Origin of the sequence: Bradyrhizobium sp. SZCCHNS1050, assembly GCF_032484785.1 — a bacterium.
GTDB lineage: Bacteria > Pseudomonadota > Alphaproteobacteria > Rhizobiales > Xanthobacteraceae > Bradyrhizobium.
Genome location: NZ_JAUETR010000001.1, coordinates 1,421,589 through 1,441,059, shown reverse-complemented (window position 1 = coordinate 1,441,059; position 19,471 = coordinate 1,421,589). Strand labels below are relative to the sequence as shown.

Sequence of the window (19,471 nt, the reverse complement as noted above, 5' to 3'; positions counted from 1 at the left end):
GTTCCTGAAAGCTTCTATTGCCGATTGTTGCCAACCGCTTAGCGGGCGTTCGCCCGCACGCTGCGATTAGTTTTCGGAAAAGTAACTCTGCAGGGTGCGGACCTCAAGGTCTCCCCCGAGATAGGCACGGATGCCTTGCGCGGCCGCCACGGCACCCGAAAGAGTGGTGTAATACGGCACTTTATGCAAGAGGGCAGCGCGCCGCAGCGAGCGGCTGTCGGCCAGCGCCTGCGGGCCTTCGGTGGTGTTGAAGACCAGCTGGATGTCGCCGTTGGTGATGGCGTCCACGATGTGCGGCCGGCCTTCCAGCACCTTGTTGATCTTCTCGGTCGGCACGCCCTGGTCGGTCAGGAAGCGCTGGGTCCCGGAAGTCGCTACCACCTTGAAGCCGAGTTCGTGCAGCATCCGCACCACCTCGGTGATGCGCGCCTTGTCGCTTTCACGCACCGACACGAACACCGTTCCTTTGCGCGGCACGCGTGTGCCGCCCCCGAGCTGGCTCTTGGCGAACGCCACGGCGAACGAGCGGTCGATGCCCATCACCTCGCCGGTGGAGCGCATCTCCGGGCCGAGCACGGTGTCGACGCCGGGGAAGCGGGCGAACGGGAAGACCGATTCCTTCACCCCGACATGCTTGAGCGCGCGCTTGGTCAGCCCGAAATCGGCGAGCTTCTCGCCCGCCATGATCCGGGCCGCGATCTTGGCGACCGGCGTGCCGACCACCTTGGCGACGAAGGGCACCGTGCGCGAGGCGCGCGGATTGACCTCGAGCACGTAGATCGTGCCGTCCTTGATCGCATATTGCACGTTCATCAGGCCGACGACGTCGAGCCCGAGCGCCAGCTCGCGGGTCTGCCGCTCAAGCTCGGCGATGGTCGCCTCGTCGAGCGAATGCGGCGGCAGCGAGCAGGCGGAATCGCCGGAATGGATGCCAGCCTCCTCGATGTGCTCCATGATGCCGACGATGAAGGTGTCCTTGCCGTCGGAAAGGCAGTCCACATCGATCTCGGTGGCGTCCGACAGGTAGCGGTCGAACAGCAGCGGGTTCTTGCCCAGCACCGTGTTGATCTGGCCGGTCTTGTCGTTGGGATAGCGCGCCTTGACGTCGGCCGGCACCAGCTCCGGCAGGGTGCCGAGCAGGTAGTCGCTGAGCTGGTTGTCCTCGCGGATGATCTGCATCGCGCGGCCGCCGAGCACATAGGATGGGCGCACCACCAGCGGCAGGCCGAGATCGGCCGCCACCAGGCGCGCCTGCTCGACCGAATAGGCGATGCCGTTCTTCGGCTGCTTCAGATGCAGCTTGTCGAGGATGCGCTTGAAGCGGTCGCGGTCCTCGGCCAGGTCGATGGCTTCCGGCGAGGTGCCGAGGATCGGTACCTCGGCGGCTTCGAGCGCGCGCGCGAGCTTCAGCGGCGTCTGGCCGCCGAACTGCACGATGACGCCATGCACGGTGCCGTTCTTTCGCTCGGTGGCGATGATCTCGAGCACGTCCTCGGCCGTCAGCGGCTCGAAATACAGCCGGTCGGCGGTGTCATAGTCAGTCGAGACCGTCTCCGGATTGCAGTTGACCATGATGGTCTCGTAGCCGGCATCGGCCAGCGCGAAACAGGCATGGCAGCAGCAATAGTCGAACTCGATGCCCTGGCCGATCCGGTTCGGACCGCCGCCGAGAATGATTACTTTCTTCTTGTCCGACGGCGCGCTCTCGTCGCCGAGAGCGCCGGCAAACGGCGTCTCATAGCTCGAATACATGTAGGCGGTCGGCGAAGCGAACTCCGCTGCGCAGGTGTCGATTCGCTTGAACGCCGGACGGACGCCGAGCGCCTGCCGCTTGGCGGCGACCTCGGCTTCGGTGGTGTTGGCGAGCACCGCGAGCCGCGCGTCGGAGAAGCCCATCGCCTTCAGCGTGCGCATGCCGCTGGCATTCGGCGGCAGGCCATGACGGCGAACCTTGTCCTCCATCTCGACGATGCCGCGCATCTGCGCCAGGAACCACGGATCGATCTTGCAGGAGTTGAAGATGTCCTCGTCCGACCAGCCGAGGCGCATCGCCTGCGCCACCTGGAGCAGGCGGTTCGGGGTCGGCGTGCCCAGGGCGGCGCGGATCGCATTCTTGTCATCGCCGCGGCCGAGCCCCTCGATGTCGATCTCGTCGAGGCCGGTGAGGCCCGTCTCCAGGCCGCGCAGCGCCTTTTGCAGGCTTTCCTGGAACGTGCGGCCGATCGCCATGACTTCGCCGACCGACTTCATCGAGGTCGTCAAGGTGGTCGAGGCGCCCGGGAATTTCTCGAAGGCAAAGCGGGGGATCTTGGTGACGACGTAGTCGATCGTCGGCTCGAACGAGGCCGGGGTCGCGCCGCCGGTGATGTCGTTGGCGATCTCGTCCAGCGTGTAGCCGACCGCGAGCTTGGCCGCGACCTTGGCGATCGGGAAGCCGGTCGCCTTGGAGGCCAAGGCCGAGGAGCGCGACACGCGCGGATTCATCTCGATCACGACCATGCGGCCGTCGGCCGGGTTGACGCCGAACTGCACGTTGGAGCCGCCGGTCTCGACGCCGATCTCGCGCAGCACCGCCAGCGAGGCGTCGCGCATGATCTGATATTCCTTGTCGGTCAGCGTCAACGCCGGCGCCACCGTGATCGAGTCGCCGGTGTGCACGCCCATCGGATCGAGGTTCTCGATCGAGCAGACGATGATGCAGTTGTCGTGTTTGTCGCGGACGACCTCCATCTCGTACTCCTTCCATCCGAGCACCGATTCCTCGATCAGCACTTCGTTGGTGGGGGAGGCATCGAGACCGCGCTCGATGATGTCGAGATACTCTTCCTTGTTGTAGGCGATGCCGCCACCGGTGCCGCCCATGGTGAAGGAGGGACGGATGATCGCGGGCAGGCCGATCTCGGACAGCGCCATCAGCGCCTGTCCCAGCGCATGCTCCTGATAGCGCTTGCGGCGCTCGTTCTCGCCGAGCGTCCATTGCCGGTCGAGCTCGTCGCGCGCGGCGCCCGACAGCGTCTCGCGCTCGGCCAAGTATTTGTCTCGATACTGCTTCTTCAGCGCCGACGCATTGGCGAGCCGCGACTTCGGGGTCTGCAGCCCGATCTTCTCCATCGCATTGCGGAACAGCTGGCGGTCCTCGGCCTTGTCGATCGCGTCAGCCGTCGCGCCGATCATTTCGACGTCGAACTTCTCCAGTGTCCCCTGCCGGCGCAGCGACAGCGCGCAGTTCAGCGCGGTCTGCCCGCCCATGGTCGGCAGCAGTGCGAAGCCGCCGGGGATGACGTGGCGTTCCTTCTCGATGATCTTGGCGACGATCTCCGGCGTGATTGGCTCGATATAGGTCGCATCGGCCAATTCCGGATCGGTCATGATCGTGGCCGGATTGGAATTGACGAGGACGACGCGATAGCCCTCCTCCTTCAGCGCCTTCACCGCCTGCGTACCGGAATAGTCGAATTCGCAGGCCTGGCCGATCACGATCGGACCGGCGCCAATGATCAGGATGGTCGAGATGTCGGTTCGTTTCGGCATTCAAGCTCACGGGCAAGAAACGGGCAGGAATTGGGCACAAAAAAAGGGCGCGCGTGCCGCGCGTCCCCGAAGGCCAAGGCGCGACCATTGCTCGCGCGCGAGCGGTCTTTAGACCAGTTTCCTCTGAGCGAAAAGGGTTTTGGGCCGAAATCAACGGCCAATTTGGCCGAAGAGGGTCTGAGGGGCACGGCGCCGTCGCTGGCTCGCCGAGCCGAAGCTGCGCAGCAGCGACGGCTGGAGGCCCGGCCTGGACTTGAACCAGGTTCAAGAGCGTTGCACCGCTCTTCGCGTCGTAGCTTCCGCCACCGGGCCGGGGGGTGATCTTACCTCTCACGGCCGCGTGAGCCAGCCCGTGTTTCAGTTAACCCTAATCCGGTTGCTCGATGTTGGGCCACGGCGTGGGGTTGGTCGGCTCGGCCGGTCACACGGTTCCCATTGCCGGCTGCGCCACGAAGGTCATGCGCCAGGGATTGTGGCCGATATTCTTCGGCGCCCGGACGGCAGAGAGGCCGGCCTTCTTCAGCCGTGCCAGGATCTCGGCCTCGCTGTAGCGCTGCAGGCCGACCTTGGTCCGCAACTGCCGGTAATCGGACAGGGCAGTGGCGACCAGCCCGACCAGGGCATCCCTGAGGAAGCCGTCCCGCGCCGCGAACATCAGCAGCGCGAGCACGTCACGGCCCATGCCGACGTCCGGACGCAGGACGTCGCCGAGGACGAACTTTCCCGACGGCTTCAGCAGCCGCCTGATCACGGCCAGGGCTGCATCGAATTCCGCCTCGCTCATGTACTGGGCCACGGAGTTCATGACCACGAGGTCGATCGAGCCTTCCTGCATGTTGCGCAGCTCGTCCAGCGACCGCACGCGGATCTTGGTGTTGGGGGCGAAGCGCGCGATCAGCCGGCCGCGCACGCCCGGCGCCGGCTCGGCCAGGATGAGCGTCATGCAGGCGTCGGCGACCTTGGCGGCCGACAGGGCCTCTCCGCAGGAATAGTCGAGAACGACTGCGTCGGGCGAGGGAATATAGCCGACGATGTCGCGCGCGATCCCCTCGAAGTGCAGGTCGCGATGCAGCTTGCTCGCATAGATCGTGTGCGTGGAATCGTAATAATCGATCCAGTCGTCCATGGCGGGTTCCGGCAAACACAGTTCCTTGATCGGAACTGGAGGGGTCAGCGAGCGTTAACGGGTCCGATCATCCGTGTCCATCGCTGCTTCTAACAGGAAGGCCAAGCCGTGAGTAAAGCAAAGACCGACAAGACCGCCCCCGAGCTCGATACCCCGACCGATCTGTCCCCGGATGCCGTGAACAAGATCTCGACGGCATTGAACACGCTGCTTGCGGACGCCTTTGCGCTCTATCTGAAGACCAAGAACTTCCATTGGCACGTCAGCGGACGGCATTTCCATGACTACCACGAGATGCTCGACGAGCAGTCGGACGCGATCTTTGCCACCACGGACCAGCTCGCCGAGCGCGTGCGCAAGCTCGGTGGCACCACGCTGAAATCGATCAGCCAGATCAGCAAGCTGCAGACCATCAAGGACAACAACGAGGAGTATGTGCCGCCGCGCGAGATGTTGCGGGAGTTGATGGAGGACAACAAGCACGTCGCGGCTGCGATGCGGAAAGCGCACGGGCTGTGCGACGACAATGACGATCCCGCCACCGCGGGATTGCTGGAGACCTTCATCGACGAGACCGAGCGCCGCACTTGGTTCTTGTTCGAAGCCAGCCGTCAGGAAGGCAGCAACGCGGCATAGGCGGGCCCGCGTCGAGTTGAGGTCCGGGCGCGCTGCGAGGACGTGGCGCGCCGGTCCGGCCTCGATGCCGGCCTCCGGCTCATGCCAGGCTATGCGGAGTGGCCGAGTGCCGACCAGCTCCGATAGATCATGTAAGCCGCCACCACGAATACCACCGTGGCAAACACCTTGTTCAGGGTGCCGCGCGTACCGGACAGGCGAGCCGCCAGCTTCGCACCGACCAGGCCACCGGCGATGCCGGCGACGAGAAAGGTCGCCGCCAGCGCCCAGTCGACCAGTCCCGACAGCGCGTAGTTTGCTGCGGTCGTCAGTCCGAACGCCGTGACGGACACGAGCGAGGAGCCGATCGCGTAGAGGATCGGCATGCCCGTCGCAAACATCAGAGCCGGAACGATCAGGAAGCCGCCGCCGATGCCGAAGAAGCCGGACAGTGTTCCCGTGCCGAAACCGAATGCCAAGAGCGGCAACAGATTGTCGCGCGAAAGCTTGACGTCCAGCTGGCTGTTCGTGCCGCGCCTGCGCAGCATCAAGAGGCCGATCACGATCATGACCAGGGCGAACAGCAGCAGCAGCTTCTGACCGTCGACCATCTTGCCGAGCGTCGAGCCAGCGAAGGCGCCGACCACGCCCGTTGCAGCAAACACCAGCGCGCAAGGCCATTTGACGTTCCCGGAGCGGGCATGATTGGCGAGATTGGCCGCCGCGTTGATCGCTACGGCGACCGCGCTCGTGCCGATCGCGACGTGGGGATTGCCGACGCCTACCAGATACACCATGAGCGGCACGGCCAGCACCGATCCGCCCCCGCCGATCAGGCCGAGCGTGAATCCGACGAAAGAGCCGGACAGCGAGCCGAGCGCAAGCTGGGCAGCGGACAAGGTCATCCTGCGATGCTCCGGAGTGGCGTGCCGCGCCGGTGCCCGGCCGTTGCCAAATGGGAAAGCCGAGCCGCGACGTCTGCCGCGCGGTCGGTGGGGCGAGGGGTGTCCTAGAGTGCGTTGAGCGGGACTTTCAGGAAGCGCCGGCCGTCCTGATCGGGCGTCGGCAACCGTCCCGCCTTCATGTTCACCTGCAGGGAGGGGATGATCAGCTTGGGCATGTCCAAGGTGCGGTCGCGCGCCTCGCGGGCGGCGACGAACTGATCCTCGGTGATGCCGTCGCGGACGTGGATGTTGTGCGCGCGCTGCTCGGCCACCGTCGTTTCCCAGCGGATGTCGCGGCCGTTTGGACCGTAGTCGTGGCACATGAACAGCCGCGTCGCGTCAGGCAACTCCAGCACCCGGCGGATCGAGCGATACAGCGTGCGGGCATCGCCGCCAGGAAAGTCGGCGCGTGCCGAGCCGCCGTCCGGCATGAATAGCGTGTCGCCGACGAAGGCGGCGTCTCCGATCACATGAGTCATGCAGGCCGGCGTGTGCCCCGGCGTATGCATGGCGAAGGCGGTGATTGTGCCGATCCGGTAGGTGTCGCCATCATGGAACAGGCGGTCGAACTGGCTGCCGTCGCGCTGAAACTCGGTGCCTTCGTTGAAGATCTTGCCGAACGTCTCCTGCACCATCCTGATGTTGGCGCCGATGCCGATCCTGCCGCCCAGCCTTGACTGGATGTAGGGCGCCGCCGACAGATGATCGGCATGGACATGGGTCTCGATCAGCCAGTCCAGTTGCCAGCCGCGATCCTCGATCAGGCGAATGATCTCGTCGGCCGAATGCGGTGCGATGCGCCCCGATGCATAGTCGATGTCCATGACCGAATCGATCACCGCGCAGGCCCGCGAGCCTGGGTCCTTGACCACATAGCTGACGGTGTTGGTGGCGCGATCGAAGAACGGTGTGACCTCGGGTTTCACTGACAGGTCGACCGGATGAGGAATGCCGGACATTCAAGCCTCCCTCATTCTGAAGCGACTGCGGCGAGCGAGGGCCGGCGGCTCGCGAGCATGCGGGCTGCGGCCATTCCGATCATCATGGCCGTGACGAACAGGACGATGGCAGGCGAGCCGTAGCCGAGCGCCACGAAGGCCGGGCCCGGGCAGATGCCGGCGAGGCCCCAGCCGATGCCGAAGATCGCAGGGCCGGTTGCGATCCGCCAATCCAGCGTCTGAAAGGATGGCAGGTGGAATTGGTCACCGAGGACGGGACGCCGGCGCCGGAAAACCAGTCGGAAGCCGGCGAAGGTGACCCCCACCGCTCCAGCCATCACGAGGATCAGGCTCGGATCCCAGCCGCCGAAGCGGATCGCCGCGAAATCGAGGAAGTTGAGCACCTTCTCTGGATTGGACATGCCCGAGAGCAGCAGCCCGAGTCCGAAGATGAGGCCGACGGTGAACTGGACGAAAATGATCATGGTGCCTCACAGCACGTGGCGAACGAGGAAGGTGGTCACGACCGCGGTGGCCATGAACACCAGCGTGGCGACGATCGAGCGCGGCGACAGGCTGGCGATGCCGCAGACGCCATGACCCGAGGTGCAGCCGTTGCCCCAGACCGCCCCGAAGCCGACCAGCAGCCCGGCTGCAACCATATCGATCGAACCGACCTCCAGCTTCAGCGGCGGCAGGCTCCCGCTGACGATGCGGACTGCAAGGGCGGCCGCGACCAGCCCTCCTATGAAGGCGAGCCGGCCAGCGAGCGCACCGTCCCAGGGCGGCAACAGCCGCGCGGCAATGCCGCTGACGCCGGCAATACGGCCGGTCAGGCCCATCAGCATGACGGCTGCAGCGCCGATGAGGGCGCCGCCTGCGAGCGCCGTGACCGCTGTATACTCCGTGATCATATCGTCCTTGATTCCCTCGTCGGGGGCATGTTGCAATCGGCTGTCATGTGCATTATTGCATATATACGAAAATGAAGAAGTAACAATCATGACAACACAGGCCAGGCGCAAAACCCGTGAGGCCATGGTGGCGGCGCTCGACGACAAGGCGGAGGAGGCGGCGGGCCTGCTCGCTGCCATGGCGAATTCGAAGCGCCTCATGGTGCTCTGCAACCTCATCGACGGCGAGCGCGCGGTCGGCGATCTCGCCGAACAGGTCGGGTTGCGACAGGCGGCGCTGTCTCAGCATCTCGCGAAGATGCGCGCGCTCGATCTCGTCGCCACCCGGCGCGATGGCCAGACCATCTACTATCGGCTGGCGAGCCGGGAGGTCCGCGAGATCCTGCAGACGCTGTATCGGCTGTATTGCGCCTGATCAGCGCGCCTGGTGCCACAGGCGCGTGAGCGGGCCGCCCGCGCCGAGCACAGGATCGGTCGCGGGCAGCGGCACCTCCGGAATGGTTTTCGATGCGCGGGCGTGGTTCTCCGGCGTCGGCCGCGTGATCTGCATCTTCGGTCCGGGCGGATAGGCGCCGACGATGCAGAAATCGCTGCTGGCAGCGATGCATTGATGTCCAGTGCCGGCCGGCAGGATGGCGACGTCGCCCGGCCTGAGCTCCAGCTCCCGGCCCTGATCGCCGCCGAAGCGGACCCGCGCCGTTCCGCCGGCGACACCCAGCGCCTCATGCACGGTCGCGTGATAGTGCAGATAGTCGTAGACGCCGTTGCGCCACATGTCGCCCCAGCCATTGGCGGCGAACACGCGCTCGATGTCGGCCGCCGGATCGGCGCCACCCAGATCGATGACGGCCTTGTAGACCAGGAACGGCATCGGATTATTGGGCACCAGGCCGTCATCCGCGAACACGATGCTGAGCGACTTGACGCGGGGCGAGGGGGCGGCAGGCATGGCGACCTCGGAACAAAGGATGGGGCCTCACCCTATCAACCGGCCTGCGCGGTAGCCGTTCCAGGCTCACGCCTTGGGCAGCTCGAGCACCAGGCAAGTCGTGGTGGCGTGCGCCAGCAGGCGCCCTTGCGAATCGGCGATGCGTGCCTCGGCGATGCGTGCCTCGGCGGTCGCGGCGCGGCGTCCGAACGACAGCGTCCTGCCCTCCGTTCTCACGATGCCGGTGGTCTCGGTCATTGCCTTGATGAAGGAGACCTTGAATTCCAGCGTGGTGTAACCGCTGCCCTGCGGGCACATCGTGGGACGGCGAGCCCCATCGCGGAATCCAGCAGGATCGCGGTGTAGCCGCCATGCACCGAGCAGATCGGATTGTAGTGCCGCAAGGCCGGCACGCTGTGCATGACGACCCGGCCGGGCTCGGCGCTGCAGTCGAACGGCGCGACGGTCTGCATGATCGGCGGCTGCGGCAAGGTCCCGGCGAAGATGCCGCGCACGAAATCGAGCCCGGGCATCGAGGCCAGTACCGCCAGGGGCACCACGCCGAATTCAGCGCGCGAATCCGTCTCGCTCATATTGTCGATCTACAATATATGATGATCATCATATGAATGCGGTGCGAAAAGATCGAGGGCAAAACAGATGCCGGCGATCACAAGATTGCGGACAGAAAAATGCCCGGGACCAGCCCGGGCATGTCGAGTGTCGTCAAGCTGCCGACCTCAGGCTGCGCTGCGCTTCTTCTCGCGCATCAGCTCGGCGAAGCGCTGAAAGAGGTAATGCGAGTCGCGCGGGCCGGGCGAAGCTTCCGGGTGGTACTGCACCGAGAACACCGGTTTGCCCTCGAGCTGGATGCCGCAATTCGAGCCGTCGAACAGCGAGATGTGGGTCTGCGTCGCGCCCGATGGCAACGTGTCCTGGTCGACCGCGAAGCCATGGTTCATCGAGGTGATCTCGACCTTGCCAGTGGTCTCGTCCTTGACCGGATGGTTGGCGCCGTGATGGCCCTGGTGCATCTTCTTGGTCTTGGCGCCGACCGCAAGCCCGAGCATCTGATGGCCGAGGCAGATGCCGAAGGTCGGTGTGCCCGACGAAATCACCTGCTGAATGACCGGCACGGCATATTTACCGGTCGCCGCGGGATCGCCGGGTCCGTTCGACAGGAACACGCCGTCCGGCTTCATCGCCAGGATGTCCTCGGCCGGCGTCGTCGCCGGCACCACCGTCACCTTGCAGCCGACGCCGGCGAGCAGGCGCAGGATGTTGCGCTTGATGCCGTAGTCGATCGCGACGACGTTGAACTCCGGATTGACCTGTCGGCCGAAGCCCTCGTTCCACACCCAGGGGGTCTCGTCCCAGGTGAAGCGCTGGGCGGAGGTCACCATCGGCACGAGGTCCATGCCCTCCAGGCCGGGCCATTCCCGCGCTTCCTTCTTCAGGGCGTCGAGGTCGAAATTGCCGTCCTTGGCATGCGCGATCACGGCGTTCGGCATGCCCTTGGAGCGGATCAGCGCGGTCAGCGCCCGGGTGTCGATGCCGGACAGCCCGATGATCCCGCGCGCACGCAGCCACTGGTCGAGATGGCGGGTGGCGCGGTAGTTCGACGGATCGGTGATCGCGGTGCGCAGGATCACCCCGCGCGCGCCCGGCGTCGCCGCCATGTTCACCGTCTCGATATCCTCGTCGTTGGTGCCGACATTGCCGATATGCGGGAAGGTGAAGGTGATGAGCTGGCCGGCATAGGATGGATCGGTCAGGATCTCCTCATAGCCGGTCATGGCGGTGTTGAAGCAGACCTCGCCCACGGCGTGGCCTTCGGCGCCGAGGCCGTAGCCTTCCAGCACCGTGCCGTCGGCGAGCACGAGGAGCGCGGTCGGTTTATGGTCCGGCCAGGCGGCGTCAGTATCGATGTGTGTCATGAGGCCCCTACATAGTGCCCCAGGCGCGCGGCGTCAAAGCGGGAAGCGGCCGATTCACATGCGATTTCGGTCAATTCGGCCGGAGTTTCGAGGCATCCGACCGGAACGGATGCGGAACCGTGTTGTTTCGGGTGGGCGAACCGCCTAGACCAGCGCCAATGGATTTTGAGAGGGCGAGAGCATGCTGCGCGACGACATCAACAATGCGGTCAAGGAGGCGATGAAGGCCAAGGACGAGCGCAAGCTGTCCACCCTTCGCATGGTGAACTCGACCTTGAAGAACGCCGACATCGCCGCGCGCGGCGAAGGCAAGCCGCCCTTGACCGACGCCGACGTGCTCGCGGTGCTGCAGAAGATGATCAAGCAGCGTCAGGAGTCGGTCGAGCTGTATGAAAAGGGCGGCCGCGCCGAGCTCGCCGCCGGCGAGCGCGAGGAGATCGCGGTCATCTCGGCCTATCTGCCGAAGCAGATGAGCGACGACGAGGTGAAGACCGCTATCTCCGCTGCAGTCGCCGAGACCGGCGCCGCCGGCATGAAGGACATGGGCAAGGTGATCGCCGTGCTGAAGGCCAAGTATACCGGCCAGATGGATTTCGCCAAGGCGAGCGCGCTGGTGAAGGCGGCGCTGTCGGGCTAGGCCGCGCGACGCGAAGCGCCGAGCCATCCCCACATCGTCATGCCCGGGCTTGTCCCGGGCATCCACGTCTTTAAGACTGTCATCAAGAAGAAAGACGTGGATGGCCGGGCCTTCGCCGCGCCGAAGGGGCTTCGGCCCCGCAGGCGGGTCTTCGCCTGGCCATGACGGAGAGAACGATGCTCAAGGAAACGTCCGACTACGACCAGCTCACTCGCGACTTCCGCTGGGACATCCCGGCGCAGTTCAACATCGCGGTCGCGACCTGCGATCGCCACGCCGACGGCTCGGGGCGCCTGGCGCTGATCGTCGTCGAAGAGGACGGCGCCGCACGGCGCGTCTCATTCGATGAGCTGCGCGATTACTCCTGCCGCTTCGCCAACGTATTGAAGGCCGATGGTCTCGCGCAGGGCGACCGCGTCGCGGTGTTCCTGTCGCAGTCGCTGGAGCTGCCGATCGTCCATCTGGCGGCGTTCCGCGCCGGTCTCGTCTCGGTGCCGCTGTTCACGCTGTTCGGCGAGGACGCGCTGCAATTCCGGCTGCAGAACTCCGGCGCCAAGGTCGTCGTCACCGACGCCACGGGCCTTGCGAAGCTCGCGCGCATTCGCGACCGCCTGCCGGAACTCAAGACGATCTATGTCACTGACGGCGACGGCCTCGGCGCCCAAGCCTTCTGGCCGACGCTGGAGCGCGCCTCCGATCAATTCCCGACCGTCGCCACGTCGAGCGACGACCCTGCCATCATCATCTATACCTCGGGTACGACCGGAAATCCCAAGGGCGCGCTGCACGCCCATCGCGTACTGCTCGGCCACCTGCCCAATGTCGAGATGGTGCACGGCTTCCTGCCGAAGCCCGGCGACGTCATGTGGACGCCGGCGGATTGGGCATGGATCGGCGGCCTGTTCGATGCGCTGTTTCCTGCATGGTATCACGCGATCCCGATGATCGGTTATCGCGCCAGGAAATTCGAGCCGCAGGCCGCAATGCAACTGATGGCGGACTACGCCGTCCGCAACGTGTTCCTGCCCCCGACCGCGCTGAAGTTGATGCGCCAGGCCAATGTCAAGCACGAGGGCGTCAAGCTGCGCAGCATCCTCACCGGCGGCGAGTCGCTCGGCGCCGAGCTGCTCGACTGGGTGCGCGCGACCTTCGGCATCGATGCGCACGAGATCTACGGCCAGACCGAATGCAATCTCGTCGTCGGCAACAATGCGAGGCTGTTTCCGATCCGGCCGGGCTCGATGGGCAAGGCGACGCCGGGCTTCGAGGTGCTGATCGTCAACGACAAGGGCGAGGAGCTGCCGCGCGGAGAGAGGGGCATCATCGGCGTGCGCCAGCCCAATCCCTGCACCATGATCGAATATTGGCGCAATCCGGAGGCGACGCAGAAGAAGTTCGCGGGCGACGTGCTGCTGACAGGCGATCTCGGCACCCAGGATGACGACGGCTATTTCTGGTATGCGAGCCGCGAGGACGATGTCATCACGTCGGCCGGCTATCGCATCGGCCCGGCGGAGATCGAGGACACGCTGCTCAAGCATCCGGCAGTCGCGCTGGCGGCCGTCGTCGGCATTCCCGACCCGGTGCGCACGGAGGCCATCAAGGCGTGGATCGTGCTGCGCCCTGGCTTCGTTGCAAATGACACGCTGTCGCGAGAGATCCAGGACTTCGTCAAAGTGAAGCTTGCCGCGCACGAATACCCGCGCCACGTTGAATTCACCGACACCCTGCCGATGACGGCGACCGGCAAGGTGCTGAGGCGGGAGTTGCGGGCGCGGGGGTAGGGGGCTCCCGTTCGTGGGTGCCCAATGGTGCGCCTGGCTCCCTCGCCTCGCCGGCAGTCCCGCACGGCACGACGGATGGCGACAGACGAGTGCAAAACTGCATCGTCATATGTGATCGCTCCGCCCCTCTGCCCACAAGTTGAAATTGAAATCCCCGCCCTCCCGCTGTTAGCATCACGGCAACAACAACATTCAGGAGGGACCGCCGATGACCGCATCCGTCTCGGGACGATCCGATCCCGTGGTGCGCCGCATCACCACGGCCGATATTGCCGAAGCCTTGACGCAAGGCCTCCGCGATTTTCAGGCTCAGCCCATGTTCGGCCTTGCTTTCGGGCTGATCTACGTACTCGGCGGCATCAGCATCGTGCTGTGCGTCACCGCCTTCGGGATGGTCTACTTGGCCTATCCGCTGGCCGCGGGGTTTGCGCTGATCGGCCCGTTCGTCGCGATCGGTCTCTACGAGGTCAGCCGCCGCCGCGAACTCGGCCAGCCGATTTCCTATGGCGGGATCTGGCGCACGATCACTTCGCGCGGCGAGATCGGCTGGATGGCGTTCGTGACACTATTTTTCTTCATCATCTGGATGTACCAGGTGCGCCTCCTGATCGCGCTGCTGCTCGGGCTCAATGCCTCGTTCTCCAGCATCAAGGAATTCATGACCGTGGTGCTGACGACCAACGAGGGTCTGCTCTTCCTCGCGATCGGCAATCTCGACGGCGCCGCTCTATCGCTGGTGCTGTTCTCGCTCACGGTCGTGTCGTTTCCGCTGCTGCTGGAGCGCGACGTCGATTTCGTGACGGCGATGATCACCAGCGTGCGCGCGGTCGTGACGAGTCCCGGCCCGATGATCGGCTGGGCCGCCGTCATCACCGTGCTGCTGATCATTTCGGCATTACCGTACTTCCTCGGGCTGCTGGTCACTGTGCCGGTGCTAGGCCATGCGACCTGGCATCTGTACCGCCGGATCGTAGCTCCGGCATAAGGCAAGGGCGAGCCGCGACGTAGGTTCGATGGCGCATGGACGCCGTCGAACGGGCTCGTTTCGAAACGCGGCTCGCCGGTGGTCCGGCCGGCCCCAATGTCGGAGGAGGATGATGCCGGACAACATCGCGTTGTTTGCCACGATCGTCTTGTTGCTGCCGATGTTCTATCTGCTGCTGGCCGCGCCGGCCTTTCTGTTGGTGCGGCTCGACATCGTGCCGGTCACCCGGCTCCTGCGCGGCATGTTCGACTCCTACTTCGTGGCGCTTTCGATCGCTGGCGGCATCGGCGCGCTCGCCGTGCTGGCCGACGGCCGCCCCGTTCTGGGGCTGGGCATTGGGCTGATCGCGGCGTTCGCGCTGCTCTCGCGCCGCTGGTTTCTGCGGCAGATGGACGCGCGCATCCGCGACAGGGATTCCGGCGATGCGACGGCCCTGCGTCGGCTGCGCTGGTTACATTGGGGTGGCATGCTGAGCAATGCGGTCCAGGTCGGCGCCGTCCTCGCCAGCATCCCACAGATCGCCGCGGTGTCGTAGCAGGCGTTGTCGTTTAAGGCACTGCAATCCCCATCGCCTTCAGGGCCGCCAGCATGCGCGTCGGCGGCGTCATCTTCACCGCGAGCGGCTTGCCGGTCTCGAGCACGCTCTTGAGGCTCGACAGGATGGCCGGCCAGCCCTGGCGTCCGCCAGACAGGATGTCGTCGGAGAGCGGCCGCTCATGCGCTTCAGTCATCGTGAGACGGACGGCGTCGCCGGCCGGTTCGATCTCATAGGTCACGAGCGTGCGGCCCAGTGCCTCGACGAGGCCGGGCCAGTTGACGTCCCACGTGACGGTCAGCCGGTGCGGCGGCTCGCAGACGATCACCTGGCCGCTGATGTGTTCGGAGCCGTCCGGCGCGCGCACGATGAAGGCGCCGCCCGCCCTCAGTTCGGCTTCCACGGCGAAGCCGAAGAAATATTGTCGGCTGAACTCGGCGGAGGTCAGCGCCTGCCATACCTTCTCAGGGCTGGCGGCGATGTAGATCGTGTAGACGGTGGCGGGCTTGAACTTTGCAAGATCCATCGCTCAGACTCCTTTGCCGAGCGCTGACATCGGGATCGCCAGCGCCGTTCCGGTCTCCAGCAGACTTTTTAGGCCGGACATGATCGCGGGCCAGCCGTTGGAAACCGCATCGAGCAATCTTGCCGCCCCTTCGAAGCCTTCATGCGTCAGGGTCAGCTTGACGGAGTCGCCGTGCTGTTCGATCGCGAACACGACCTTGGTCGGCTGCTCGTTGCGAAACTCGTCTTTCAGGACGTGCTGGAAGGTGTAGGAGAGCCGGCGTGGCGGATCGAACTCCAGAATCTGGCCGACATCCGTCGTCATCCCGTCGGTCACCAGCGTGAACGGCGAGCCGACGCGCCAATCGGAATGCAGTTCGGTGCCGAACCAGTAGCGCTTCGCGAATTCGTTTGATGTCAGCGCTTCCCACAATTTCTCGGGCGTCGTCGCGATATACGTGACGTAGACGAATTCGGGCTTACTCATCGCGCTCCTCCAATTGCCGCTTCAACTCGCTGAGCGCGGCGAGCTTGCCGCGCTCGAATTTCTTGATCCAGCGCTCCCCGATGTGATGGATCGGCACCGGATTGAGATAGTGCAGCTTCTCGCGGCCATGCCGGATCGTCGCGACCAGATTGGCCGCTTCCAGAATGGCAAGGTGCTTGGTCACGGCCTGTCGCGTCATCGCGAGGCCGTCGCAGAGTTCGGTCAGGGTTTGCCCGTTCCGCGCGTGGAGCCTGTCGAGCAGGGCGCGTCGTGAGCCGTCCGCAAGCGCCTTGAAGACATCATCCATGTGAGAAAGAATAGGCAACCAAATGGTTGCGTGTCAAGGGCGCTGCGTTGTGGATCGCGCGAGGACAAGCGGGCTTCCCTCTGCAGACATGTCGTGCATTAGTGAGCGCCTCATTCGCATCGAGGCGCTTCATGTCCCTGCAAGTCTATCTCGCCTTCGTCGCCGCCTGTATCGGGCTGGCGCTGCTGCCGGGTCCCGTCGTGACGCTGCTGATCGCCAACGGTCTGCGCCACGGGACCCGCGCCGCGCTCGTCAATATCGCCGGCGTGCAGACCGGGCTGGCGATCGCGATCGGCATCGTCGCCGTCGGCCTGACGTCGCTGATGGCCACGATGGGCTATTGGTTCGAATGGGTACGACTGATCGGTGCGGCCTATCTGGTGTGGCTCGGCATTCAGCTCATCCGCTCGCCGATCGAGGGGATCTCTGCGGGCGAGGCGCCGCCACCGCCGCCGCGCGGCGGCTTTTTCCTGCAGGGGCTGCTGGTGCTGCTCTCGAACCCGAAGGTGATGGTGTTCTTCGGCGCGTTCCTGCCGCAGTTCATGGACATGAGCCGGGATCACGTGCCGCAGGTCGGTTTGCTCGGCGTCACCTTCATGGTGATCGCGGGTCTCACCGACGCGATCTATGCGCTGCTCGCGGGCCGTGCGCGAAAACTGTTCTCGGCCAGGCGGACGCGGCTGGTGTCGCGCATCTCCGGCGGCTTCATGATCGGCGGCGGCGTGTGGCTGGCGCTGACCCGGGCACGGTGAGCACGCGTTCGGCCCCGCGGCCGCATCGCCGTCTGCTGACGCGCGTTACAGGCTGATCGTCCCCTTCACCACAGGCGCGACGTCGCCGCCGATCCAGATCGTGTCGCCGTCCTGCGCGACATGGACGCGGCCGGCGCGGCCCAGCACGGTGCCCTGGGAGGCGACGTATTGCTTCGGAGCAATTCCCGCTCCGATCAGCCATTGCGCCAAACTTGCATTGAGGCTGCCCGTCACCGGGTCCTCGCCGCCGCCCCACATGAAGCCGCGGACCTCGTAGTCGGCATCTGTGCCATCTTGCGCCCGATCCCATGGCGCAACCACGCCGATCGGCTGTTGCGGCAGCGCCGCCGGATTGTAGCGGATGTCGAGCAGCGCGCGGCGGGAGTCGATCAGCACGCCGATCCAGCCCGGGCCGTTGTCGATCCACTGCACGGCGCGCATCGTGCTCGTTGGGATGCCGAGCGCTGCCGCGATCTTGCTCGTCAGCTCGGCATCGACGGCGCCGGAGCGGCGGAGGGGCGGGGCGGCGAAGGCGAGGCGGTCTCCGTCACGCTTGATGCGCACGAGGCCCGCGCCGCATTCCTGCACCACATGCTCGCCCTTCGGCCGGCCGCCGAGCGCGAGCCATACGTGGCATGAGCCGAGCGTCGGATGGCCCGCAAAAGGCAGTTCGCGCTGCGGGGTGAAGATGCGCACGCGATAATCAGCGCCCGGATTCTGAGCGCGTGACAGGAAGGTCGTCTCGGACAGATTGGTCCAGTTGGCGATCGCCTGCATCGCGGCATCGTCGAGGCCGTCGGCCTCGGCGATCACGGCGAGCGGGTTGCCTTTGAAGGCGACCTTGGAGAACACGTCGACTTGATGGAACGGAAGCGCGAGCATTGCGGTGCCCTCCTCGATGTCGGCGTCAGTCGCGCCAGAACGGCTTGTTGGCCTCTTCCTGCACGACCACGGGATCAAGGCCGCAGTCGCGCATCTGCTCGCGATCGAGCATCGCCAGTTCGGACCGCCAGAACAGGCGCCGCAGCCAGAGTTGCGGGACCTGGAGCAAATTGCTCTTTCCGTGGGCAACCTGCGGAGTTGCCCAACGCTGCGCCAGGGAATATGCCATGAGTCACCTATCGCTCTTCAATTGCGTTGTTCGAAGAGCAATCGCGCAGTACATATCTCGGTGCAATCGAAACATTGCTCTCGGTGCAATATAGCATGAATGCTTCGTATACGACCCTGGTGGACGACATTGCCGAGGACATCGCCAACGGCAGGCTGAAGGCGGGCGACCGGCTGCCGCCGCAGCGTCAGTTCGCCTATGAACGGGGAATTGCCGCATCCACGGCAGCGCGCGTCTATGCCGAATTATTGCGCAGGGGTCTGGTCGTGGGCGAGGTCGGGCGCGGCACCTTCGTCGCGGGAGAGGCGGTACCGGTACCACCCTCGCTGCGGCTGGAGCCGTTCGATGGCCGCATCGATCTCGAGTTCAATTTCCCGACCCTGCCGGATCAGGCGGCCCTGATCGCGAAGTCGCTTGCCGCATGGCAGCGGCCGGAGAAGCTGGCGCCGGTGCTGGCGCCGATCACGCAGCGGCGGCTGGCCGAGGCCGGGCGCACCGCCGCGGCCTTCTTCGCCGGCGAGCGCTGGCGCCCGCGCGCGGAGAACTTCGTCTTCGCCGGCAGTGGTCGACAGTCGCTGGCTGCGGCGATCTCGGCGCTGGTGCCGGTCGGTGGCCGGCTCGGCGTCGAGGCCGTCACCTATCCGATGATCAAGGGCATCGCGGCGCGGCTGGGCGTGACCCTGGTGCCGCTCGCGATGGACGGCGAGGGCATCCGCCCGGATGCCCTGACCAAGGCGCACCGCGCGAGCGCGCTCAACGCGATCTACATCCAGCCGGTGATGCAGAATCCGCTCGGCCTGACGATGAGCGAGGCGAGGCGCGAGGAGATCGTGCGTCTGGTGCGCAAGCACGAGCTGATGATCATCGAGGACCTCGTCTACGGCTTCCTCAGCGATCAGGTCTCGCTGGCGACGCAGGCCGAGGAGCGTGTCGTCGTGGTCGACAGCCTTGCCAAGCGGCTCGCGCCGGGGATTGCGGTCGGTTTTCTCTACGTGCCGGGAAGCATGCGCGAAAAATTCGCCGCCACGGTGCGCACCGGGGCCTGGTCGGTGACGTCGCTGGCGCTGGCCGCCGGCATGGGGCTGCTCGCCGACGGCACGGCGGCCGAGATCACCAGGCGCAAGCGGGCCGATGCGCTGGTGCGGCAGGCGATCGTCGCCGAGTGCCTCGCCGGCCATCACATCGAGGCCGATCCGCGCTCCTACCATGTCTGGCTGCATCTGCCGGAGGGCTGGCGCGCCGAAGCCTTGACCGCCGCGGCCGCGCGCGCCGGCATCGCGATCACGCCGGCGAGCGCGTTTGCGGTGGCGCACGGCCATTCACCGAACGCGGTGCGGCTCGCGCTCGGCCTGCCGAGCCATGACGATCTGCGCACGGCGCTGTGGCGGCTCGCGGGCCTGCTCGCCCATCACGACGCCTCCGACATGACGGAGTAG

21 protein-coding genes, 1 tRNA gene and 1 pseudogene are annotated in these 19,471 nt (G+C 65.5%); 8 read left to right on the top strand and 15 right to left on the bottom strand.

The window, feature by feature from the left end; translation table 11 throughout:
* Positions 1-66: 66 nt before the first annotated feature.
* The 3 genes from carB to QX094_RS06625 all read right to left on the bottom strand — a co-directional run bounded on the left by carB (position 67) and on the right by QX094_RS06625 (position 4,657).
* Complete coding sequence (gene carB / locus QX094_RS06635) at positions 67-3,531, bottom strand: carbamoyl-phosphate synthase large subunit (RefSeq protein WP_315717518.1); 3,465 nt, start codon at positions 3,529-3,531, stop codon at positions 67-69.
* 235 nt (positions 3,532-3,766) lie between these two features.
* Positions 3,767-3,843 (bottom strand) — tRNA-OTHER (locus QX094_RS06630).
* A gap of 109 nt (positions 3,844-3,952) precedes the next feature.
* Positions 3,953-4,657 carry a class I SAM-dependent methyltransferase gene (locus tag QX094_RS06625; protein WP_316166902.1) on the bottom strand — a complete coding sequence of 235 codons (705 nt, stop codon included), beginning with the start codon at positions 4,655-4,657 and terminating at the stop codon, positions 3,953-3,955.
* 108 nt (positions 4,658-4,765) lie between these two features.
* Between QX094_RS06625 and QX094_RS06620 the strand changes: the two genes are divergently transcribed.
* On the top strand, positions 4,766-5,293 hold the full coding sequence (locus QX094_RS06620) for a DNA starvation/stationary phase protection protein (RefSeq protein WP_315717516.1): 528 nt from the start codon (positions 4,766-4,768) through the stop codon (positions 5,291-5,293).
* A gap of 89 nt (positions 5,294-5,382) precedes the next feature.
* Here the strand turns inward: QX094_RS06620 and QX094_RS06615 are convergent, their stop codons facing one another.
* From QX094_RS06615 to QX094_RS06600, 4 genes are all read right to left on the bottom strand, one after another.
* Positions 5,383-6,177 (bottom strand): sulfite exporter TauE/SafE family protein, encoded by a 795-nt coding sequence (locus tag QX094_RS06615; protein WP_315717515.1) that lies wholly within the window; start codon positions 6,175-6,177, stop codon positions 5,383-5,385.
* 104 nt (positions 6,178-6,281) lie between these two features.
* Positions 6,282-7,175, bottom strand: coding sequence for an MBL fold metallo-hydrolase (locus QX094_RS06610; RefSeq protein WP_316187687.1), 894 nt, complete (start codon positions 7,173-7,175; stop codon positions 6,282-6,284).
* An 11-nt stretch (positions 7,176-7,186) separates the two neighbouring features.
* On the bottom strand, positions 7,187-7,639 hold the full coding sequence (locus tag QX094_RS06605) for a DUF6691 family protein (protein WP_315717513.1): 453 nt from the start codon (positions 7,637-7,639) through the stop codon (positions 7,187-7,189).
* A gap of 6 nt (positions 7,640-7,645) precedes the next feature.
* Positions 7,646-8,158 (bottom strand): YeeE/YedE family protein, encoded by a 513-nt coding sequence (locus QX094_RS06600; protein ID WP_316188197.1) that lies wholly within the window; start codon positions 8,156-8,158, stop codon positions 7,646-7,648.
* On the opposite strand from QX094_RS06600, the gene QX094_RS06595 reads away from it, so the two are divergent.
* A complete protein-coding gene (locus tag QX094_RS06595; protein ID WP_315717511.1) occupies positions 8,157-8,483 on the top strand; it encodes a metalloregulator ArsR/SmtB family transcription factor in 327 nt (108 codons plus the stop codon). The genes QX094_RS06600 and QX094_RS06595 overlap by 2 nt on opposite strands.
* Here the strand turns inward: QX094_RS06595 and QX094_RS06590 are convergent, their stop codons facing one another.
* The 3 genes and pseudogenes from QX094_RS06590 to carA all read right to left on the bottom strand — a co-directional run bounded on the left by QX094_RS06590 (position 8,484) and on the right by carA (position 10,933).
* Positions 8,484-9,017, bottom strand: coding sequence for a cupin domain-containing protein (locus tag QX094_RS06590; protein WP_316186057.1), 534 nt, complete (start codon positions 9,015-9,017; stop codon positions 8,484-8,486). It lies immediately after the preceding gene.
* A gap of 66 nt (positions 9,018-9,083) precedes the next feature.
* Positions 9,084-9,589 (bottom strand): annotated as a pseudogene (locus tag QX094_RS06585) (PaaI family thioesterase).
* A gap of 147 nt (positions 9,590-9,736) precedes the next feature.
* The gene (gene carA / locus QX094_RS06580; protein WP_315754612.1) at positions 9,737-10,933 is read right to left on the bottom strand and encodes a glutamine-hydrolyzing carbamoyl-phosphate synthase small subunit; all 1,197 of its coding nucleotides are present in this window, start codon (positions 10,931-10,933) and stop codon (positions 9,737-9,739) included.
* A 181-nt stretch (positions 10,934-11,114) separates the two neighbouring features.
* Between carA and QX094_RS06575 the strand changes: the two genes are divergently transcribed.
* The 4 genes from QX094_RS06575 (at position 11,115) to QX094_RS06560 (ending at position 14,874) form a co-directional block, all read left to right on the top strand.
* Positions 11,115-11,570, top strand: coding sequence for a GatB/YqeY domain-containing protein (locus tag QX094_RS06575; RefSeq protein ID WP_315717508.1), 456 nt, complete (start codon positions 11,115-11,117; stop codon positions 11,568-11,570).
* 176 nt (positions 11,571-11,746) lie between these two features.
* A complete protein-coding gene (locus QX094_RS06570) occupies positions 11,747-13,354 on the top strand; it encodes an acyl-CoA synthetase (protein WP_315717507.1) in 1,608 nt (535 codons plus the stop codon).
* 208 nt (positions 13,355-13,562) lie between these two features.
* On the top strand, positions 13,563-14,339 hold the full coding sequence (locus QX094_RS06565; protein WP_315717506.1) for a DUF2189 domain-containing protein: 777 nt from the start codon (positions 13,563-13,565) through the stop codon (positions 14,337-14,339).
* A 112-nt stretch (positions 14,340-14,451) separates the two neighbouring features.
* Complete coding sequence (locus tag QX094_RS06560; protein WP_315826724.1) at positions 14,452-14,874, top strand: hypothetical protein; 423 nt, start codon at positions 14,452-14,454, stop codon at positions 14,872-14,874.
* A 13-nt stretch (positions 14,875-14,887) separates the two neighbouring features.
* Here QX094_RS06560 and QX094_RS06555 read toward each other — a convergent pair whose 3' ends face one another.
* Genes QX094_RS06555 through QX094_RS06545 form a run of 3 tightly spaced genes read right to left on the bottom strand, consistent with a single transcriptional unit; the run spans position 14,888 to position 16,172 of the window.
* A complete protein-coding gene (locus QX094_RS06555; RefSeq protein WP_315717504.1) occupies positions 14,888-15,400 on the bottom strand; it encodes an SRPBCC family protein in 513 nt (170 codons plus the stop codon).
* A gap of 3 nt (positions 15,401-15,403) precedes the next feature.
* A complete protein-coding gene (locus QX094_RS06550) occupies positions 15,404-15,865 on the bottom strand; it encodes an SRPBCC family protein (RefSeq protein ID WP_315717503.1) in 462 nt (153 codons plus the stop codon).
* On the bottom strand, positions 15,858-16,172 hold the full coding sequence (locus tag QX094_RS06545; protein ID WP_315717502.1) for a helix-turn-helix domain-containing protein: 315 nt from the start codon (positions 16,170-16,172) through the stop codon (positions 15,858-15,860). Before QX094_RS06545 ends, QX094_RS06550 begins: the two co-directional genes overlap by 8 nt.
* Positions 16,173-16,303: 131 nt before the next feature.
* Between QX094_RS06545 and QX094_RS06540 the strand changes: the two genes are divergently transcribed.
* Positions 16,304-16,924 carry a LysE family translocator gene (locus QX094_RS06540; protein WP_315717501.1) on the top strand — a complete coding sequence of 207 codons (621 nt, stop codon included), beginning with the start codon at positions 16,304-16,306 and terminating at the stop codon, positions 16,922-16,924.
* A 45-nt stretch (positions 16,925-16,969) separates the two neighbouring features.
* Here the strand turns inward: QX094_RS06540 and QX094_RS06535 are convergent, their stop codons facing one another.
* Both QX094_RS06535 and QX094_RS06530 read right to left on the bottom strand, forming a co-directional pair.
* Complete coding sequence (locus tag QX094_RS06535) at positions 16,970-17,806, bottom strand: PhzF family phenazine biosynthesis protein (RefSeq protein ID WP_315769529.1); 837 nt, start codon at positions 17,804-17,806, stop codon at positions 16,970-16,972.
* A gap of 25 nt (positions 17,807-17,831) precedes the next feature.
* On the bottom strand, positions 17,832-17,975 hold the full coding sequence (locus QX094_RS06530; RefSeq protein WP_315717499.1) for a hypothetical protein: 144 nt from the start codon (positions 17,973-17,975) through the stop codon (positions 17,832-17,834).
* An 86-nt stretch (positions 17,976-18,061) separates the two neighbouring features.
* Here QX094_RS06530 and QX094_RS06525 point away from each other — a divergent pair, with 86 nt between their 5' ends.
* A complete protein-coding gene (locus QX094_RS06525; RefSeq protein ID WP_315717498.1) occupies positions 18,062-19,471 on the top strand; it encodes a PLP-dependent aminotransferase family protein in 1,410 nt (469 codons plus the stop codon).

What these genes read in the sequence shown, in the direction of transcription:
- carB (WP_315717518.1), bottom strand. Translation starts at nt 3,531, where the DNA reads ATGCCGAAACGAACCGACATCTCGACCATCCTGATCATTGGCGCCGGT.
- QX094_RS06625 (WP_316166902.1), bottom strand. Translation starts at nt 4,657, where the DNA reads ATGGACGACTGGATCGATTATTACGATTCCACGCACACGATCTATGCG.
- QX094_RS06615 (WP_315717515.1), bottom strand. Translation starts at nt 6,177, where the DNA reads ATGACCTTGTCCGCTGCCCAGCTTGCGCTCGGCTCGCTGTCCGGCTCT.
- QX094_RS06610 (WP_316187687.1), bottom strand. Translation starts at nt 7,175, where the DNA reads ATGTCCGGCATTCCTCATCCGGTCGACCTGTCAGTGAAACCCGAGGTC.
- QX094_RS06605 (WP_315717513.1), bottom strand. Translation starts at nt 7,639, where the DNA reads ATGATCATTTTCGTCCAGTTCACCGTCGGCCTCATCTTCGGACTCGGG.
- QX094_RS06595 (WP_315717511.1), top strand. Translation starts at nt 8,157, where the DNA reads ATGACAACACAGGCCAGGCGCAAAACCCGTGAGGCCATGGTGGCGGCG.
- QX094_RS06600 (WP_316188197.1), bottom strand. Translation starts at nt 8,158, where the DNA reads ATGATTGTTACTTCTTCATTTTCGTATATATGCAATAATGCACATGAC.
- QX094_RS06590 (WP_316186057.1), bottom strand. Translation starts at nt 9,017, where the DNA reads ATGCCTGCCGCCCCCTCGCCCCGCGTCAAGTCGCTCAGCATCGTGTTC.
- carA (WP_315754612.1), bottom strand. Translation starts at nt 10,933, where the DNA reads ATGACACACATCGATACTGACGCCGCCTGGCCGGACCATAAACCGACC.
- QX094_RS06575 (WP_315717508.1), top strand. Translation starts at nt 11,115, where the DNA reads ATGCTGCGCGACGACATCAACAATGCGGTCAAGGAGGCGATGAAGGCC.
- QX094_RS06570 (WP_315717507.1), top strand. Translation starts at nt 11,747, where the DNA reads ATGCTCAAGGAAACGTCCGACTACGACCAGCTCACTCGCGACTTCCGC.
- QX094_RS06565 (WP_315717506.1), top strand. Translation starts at nt 13,563, where the DNA reads ATGACCGCATCCGTCTCGGGACGATCCGATCCCGTGGTGCGCCGCATC.
- QX094_RS06560 (WP_315826724.1), top strand. Translation starts at nt 14,452, where the DNA reads ATGCCGGACAACATCGCGTTGTTTGCCACGATCGTCTTGTTGCTGCCG.
- QX094_RS06555 (WP_315717504.1), bottom strand. Translation starts at nt 15,400, where the DNA reads ATGGATCTTGCAAAGTTCAAGCCCGCCACCGTCTACACGATCTACATC.
- QX094_RS06550 (WP_315717503.1), bottom strand. Translation starts at nt 15,865, where the DNA reads ATGAGTAAGCCCGAATTCGTCTACGTCACGTATATCGCGACGACGCCC.
- QX094_RS06545 (WP_315717502.1), bottom strand. Translation starts at nt 16,172, where the DNA reads ATGGATGATGTCTTCAAGGCGCTTGCGGACGGCTCACGACGCGCCCTG.
- QX094_RS06540 (WP_315717501.1), top strand. Translation starts at nt 16,304, where the DNA reads ATGTCCCTGCAAGTCTATCTCGCCTTCGTCGCCGCCTGTATCGGGCTG.
- QX094_RS06535 (WP_315769529.1), bottom strand. Translation starts at nt 17,806, where the DNA reads ATGCTCGCGCTTCCGTTCCATCAAGTCGACGTGTTCTCCAAGGTCGCC.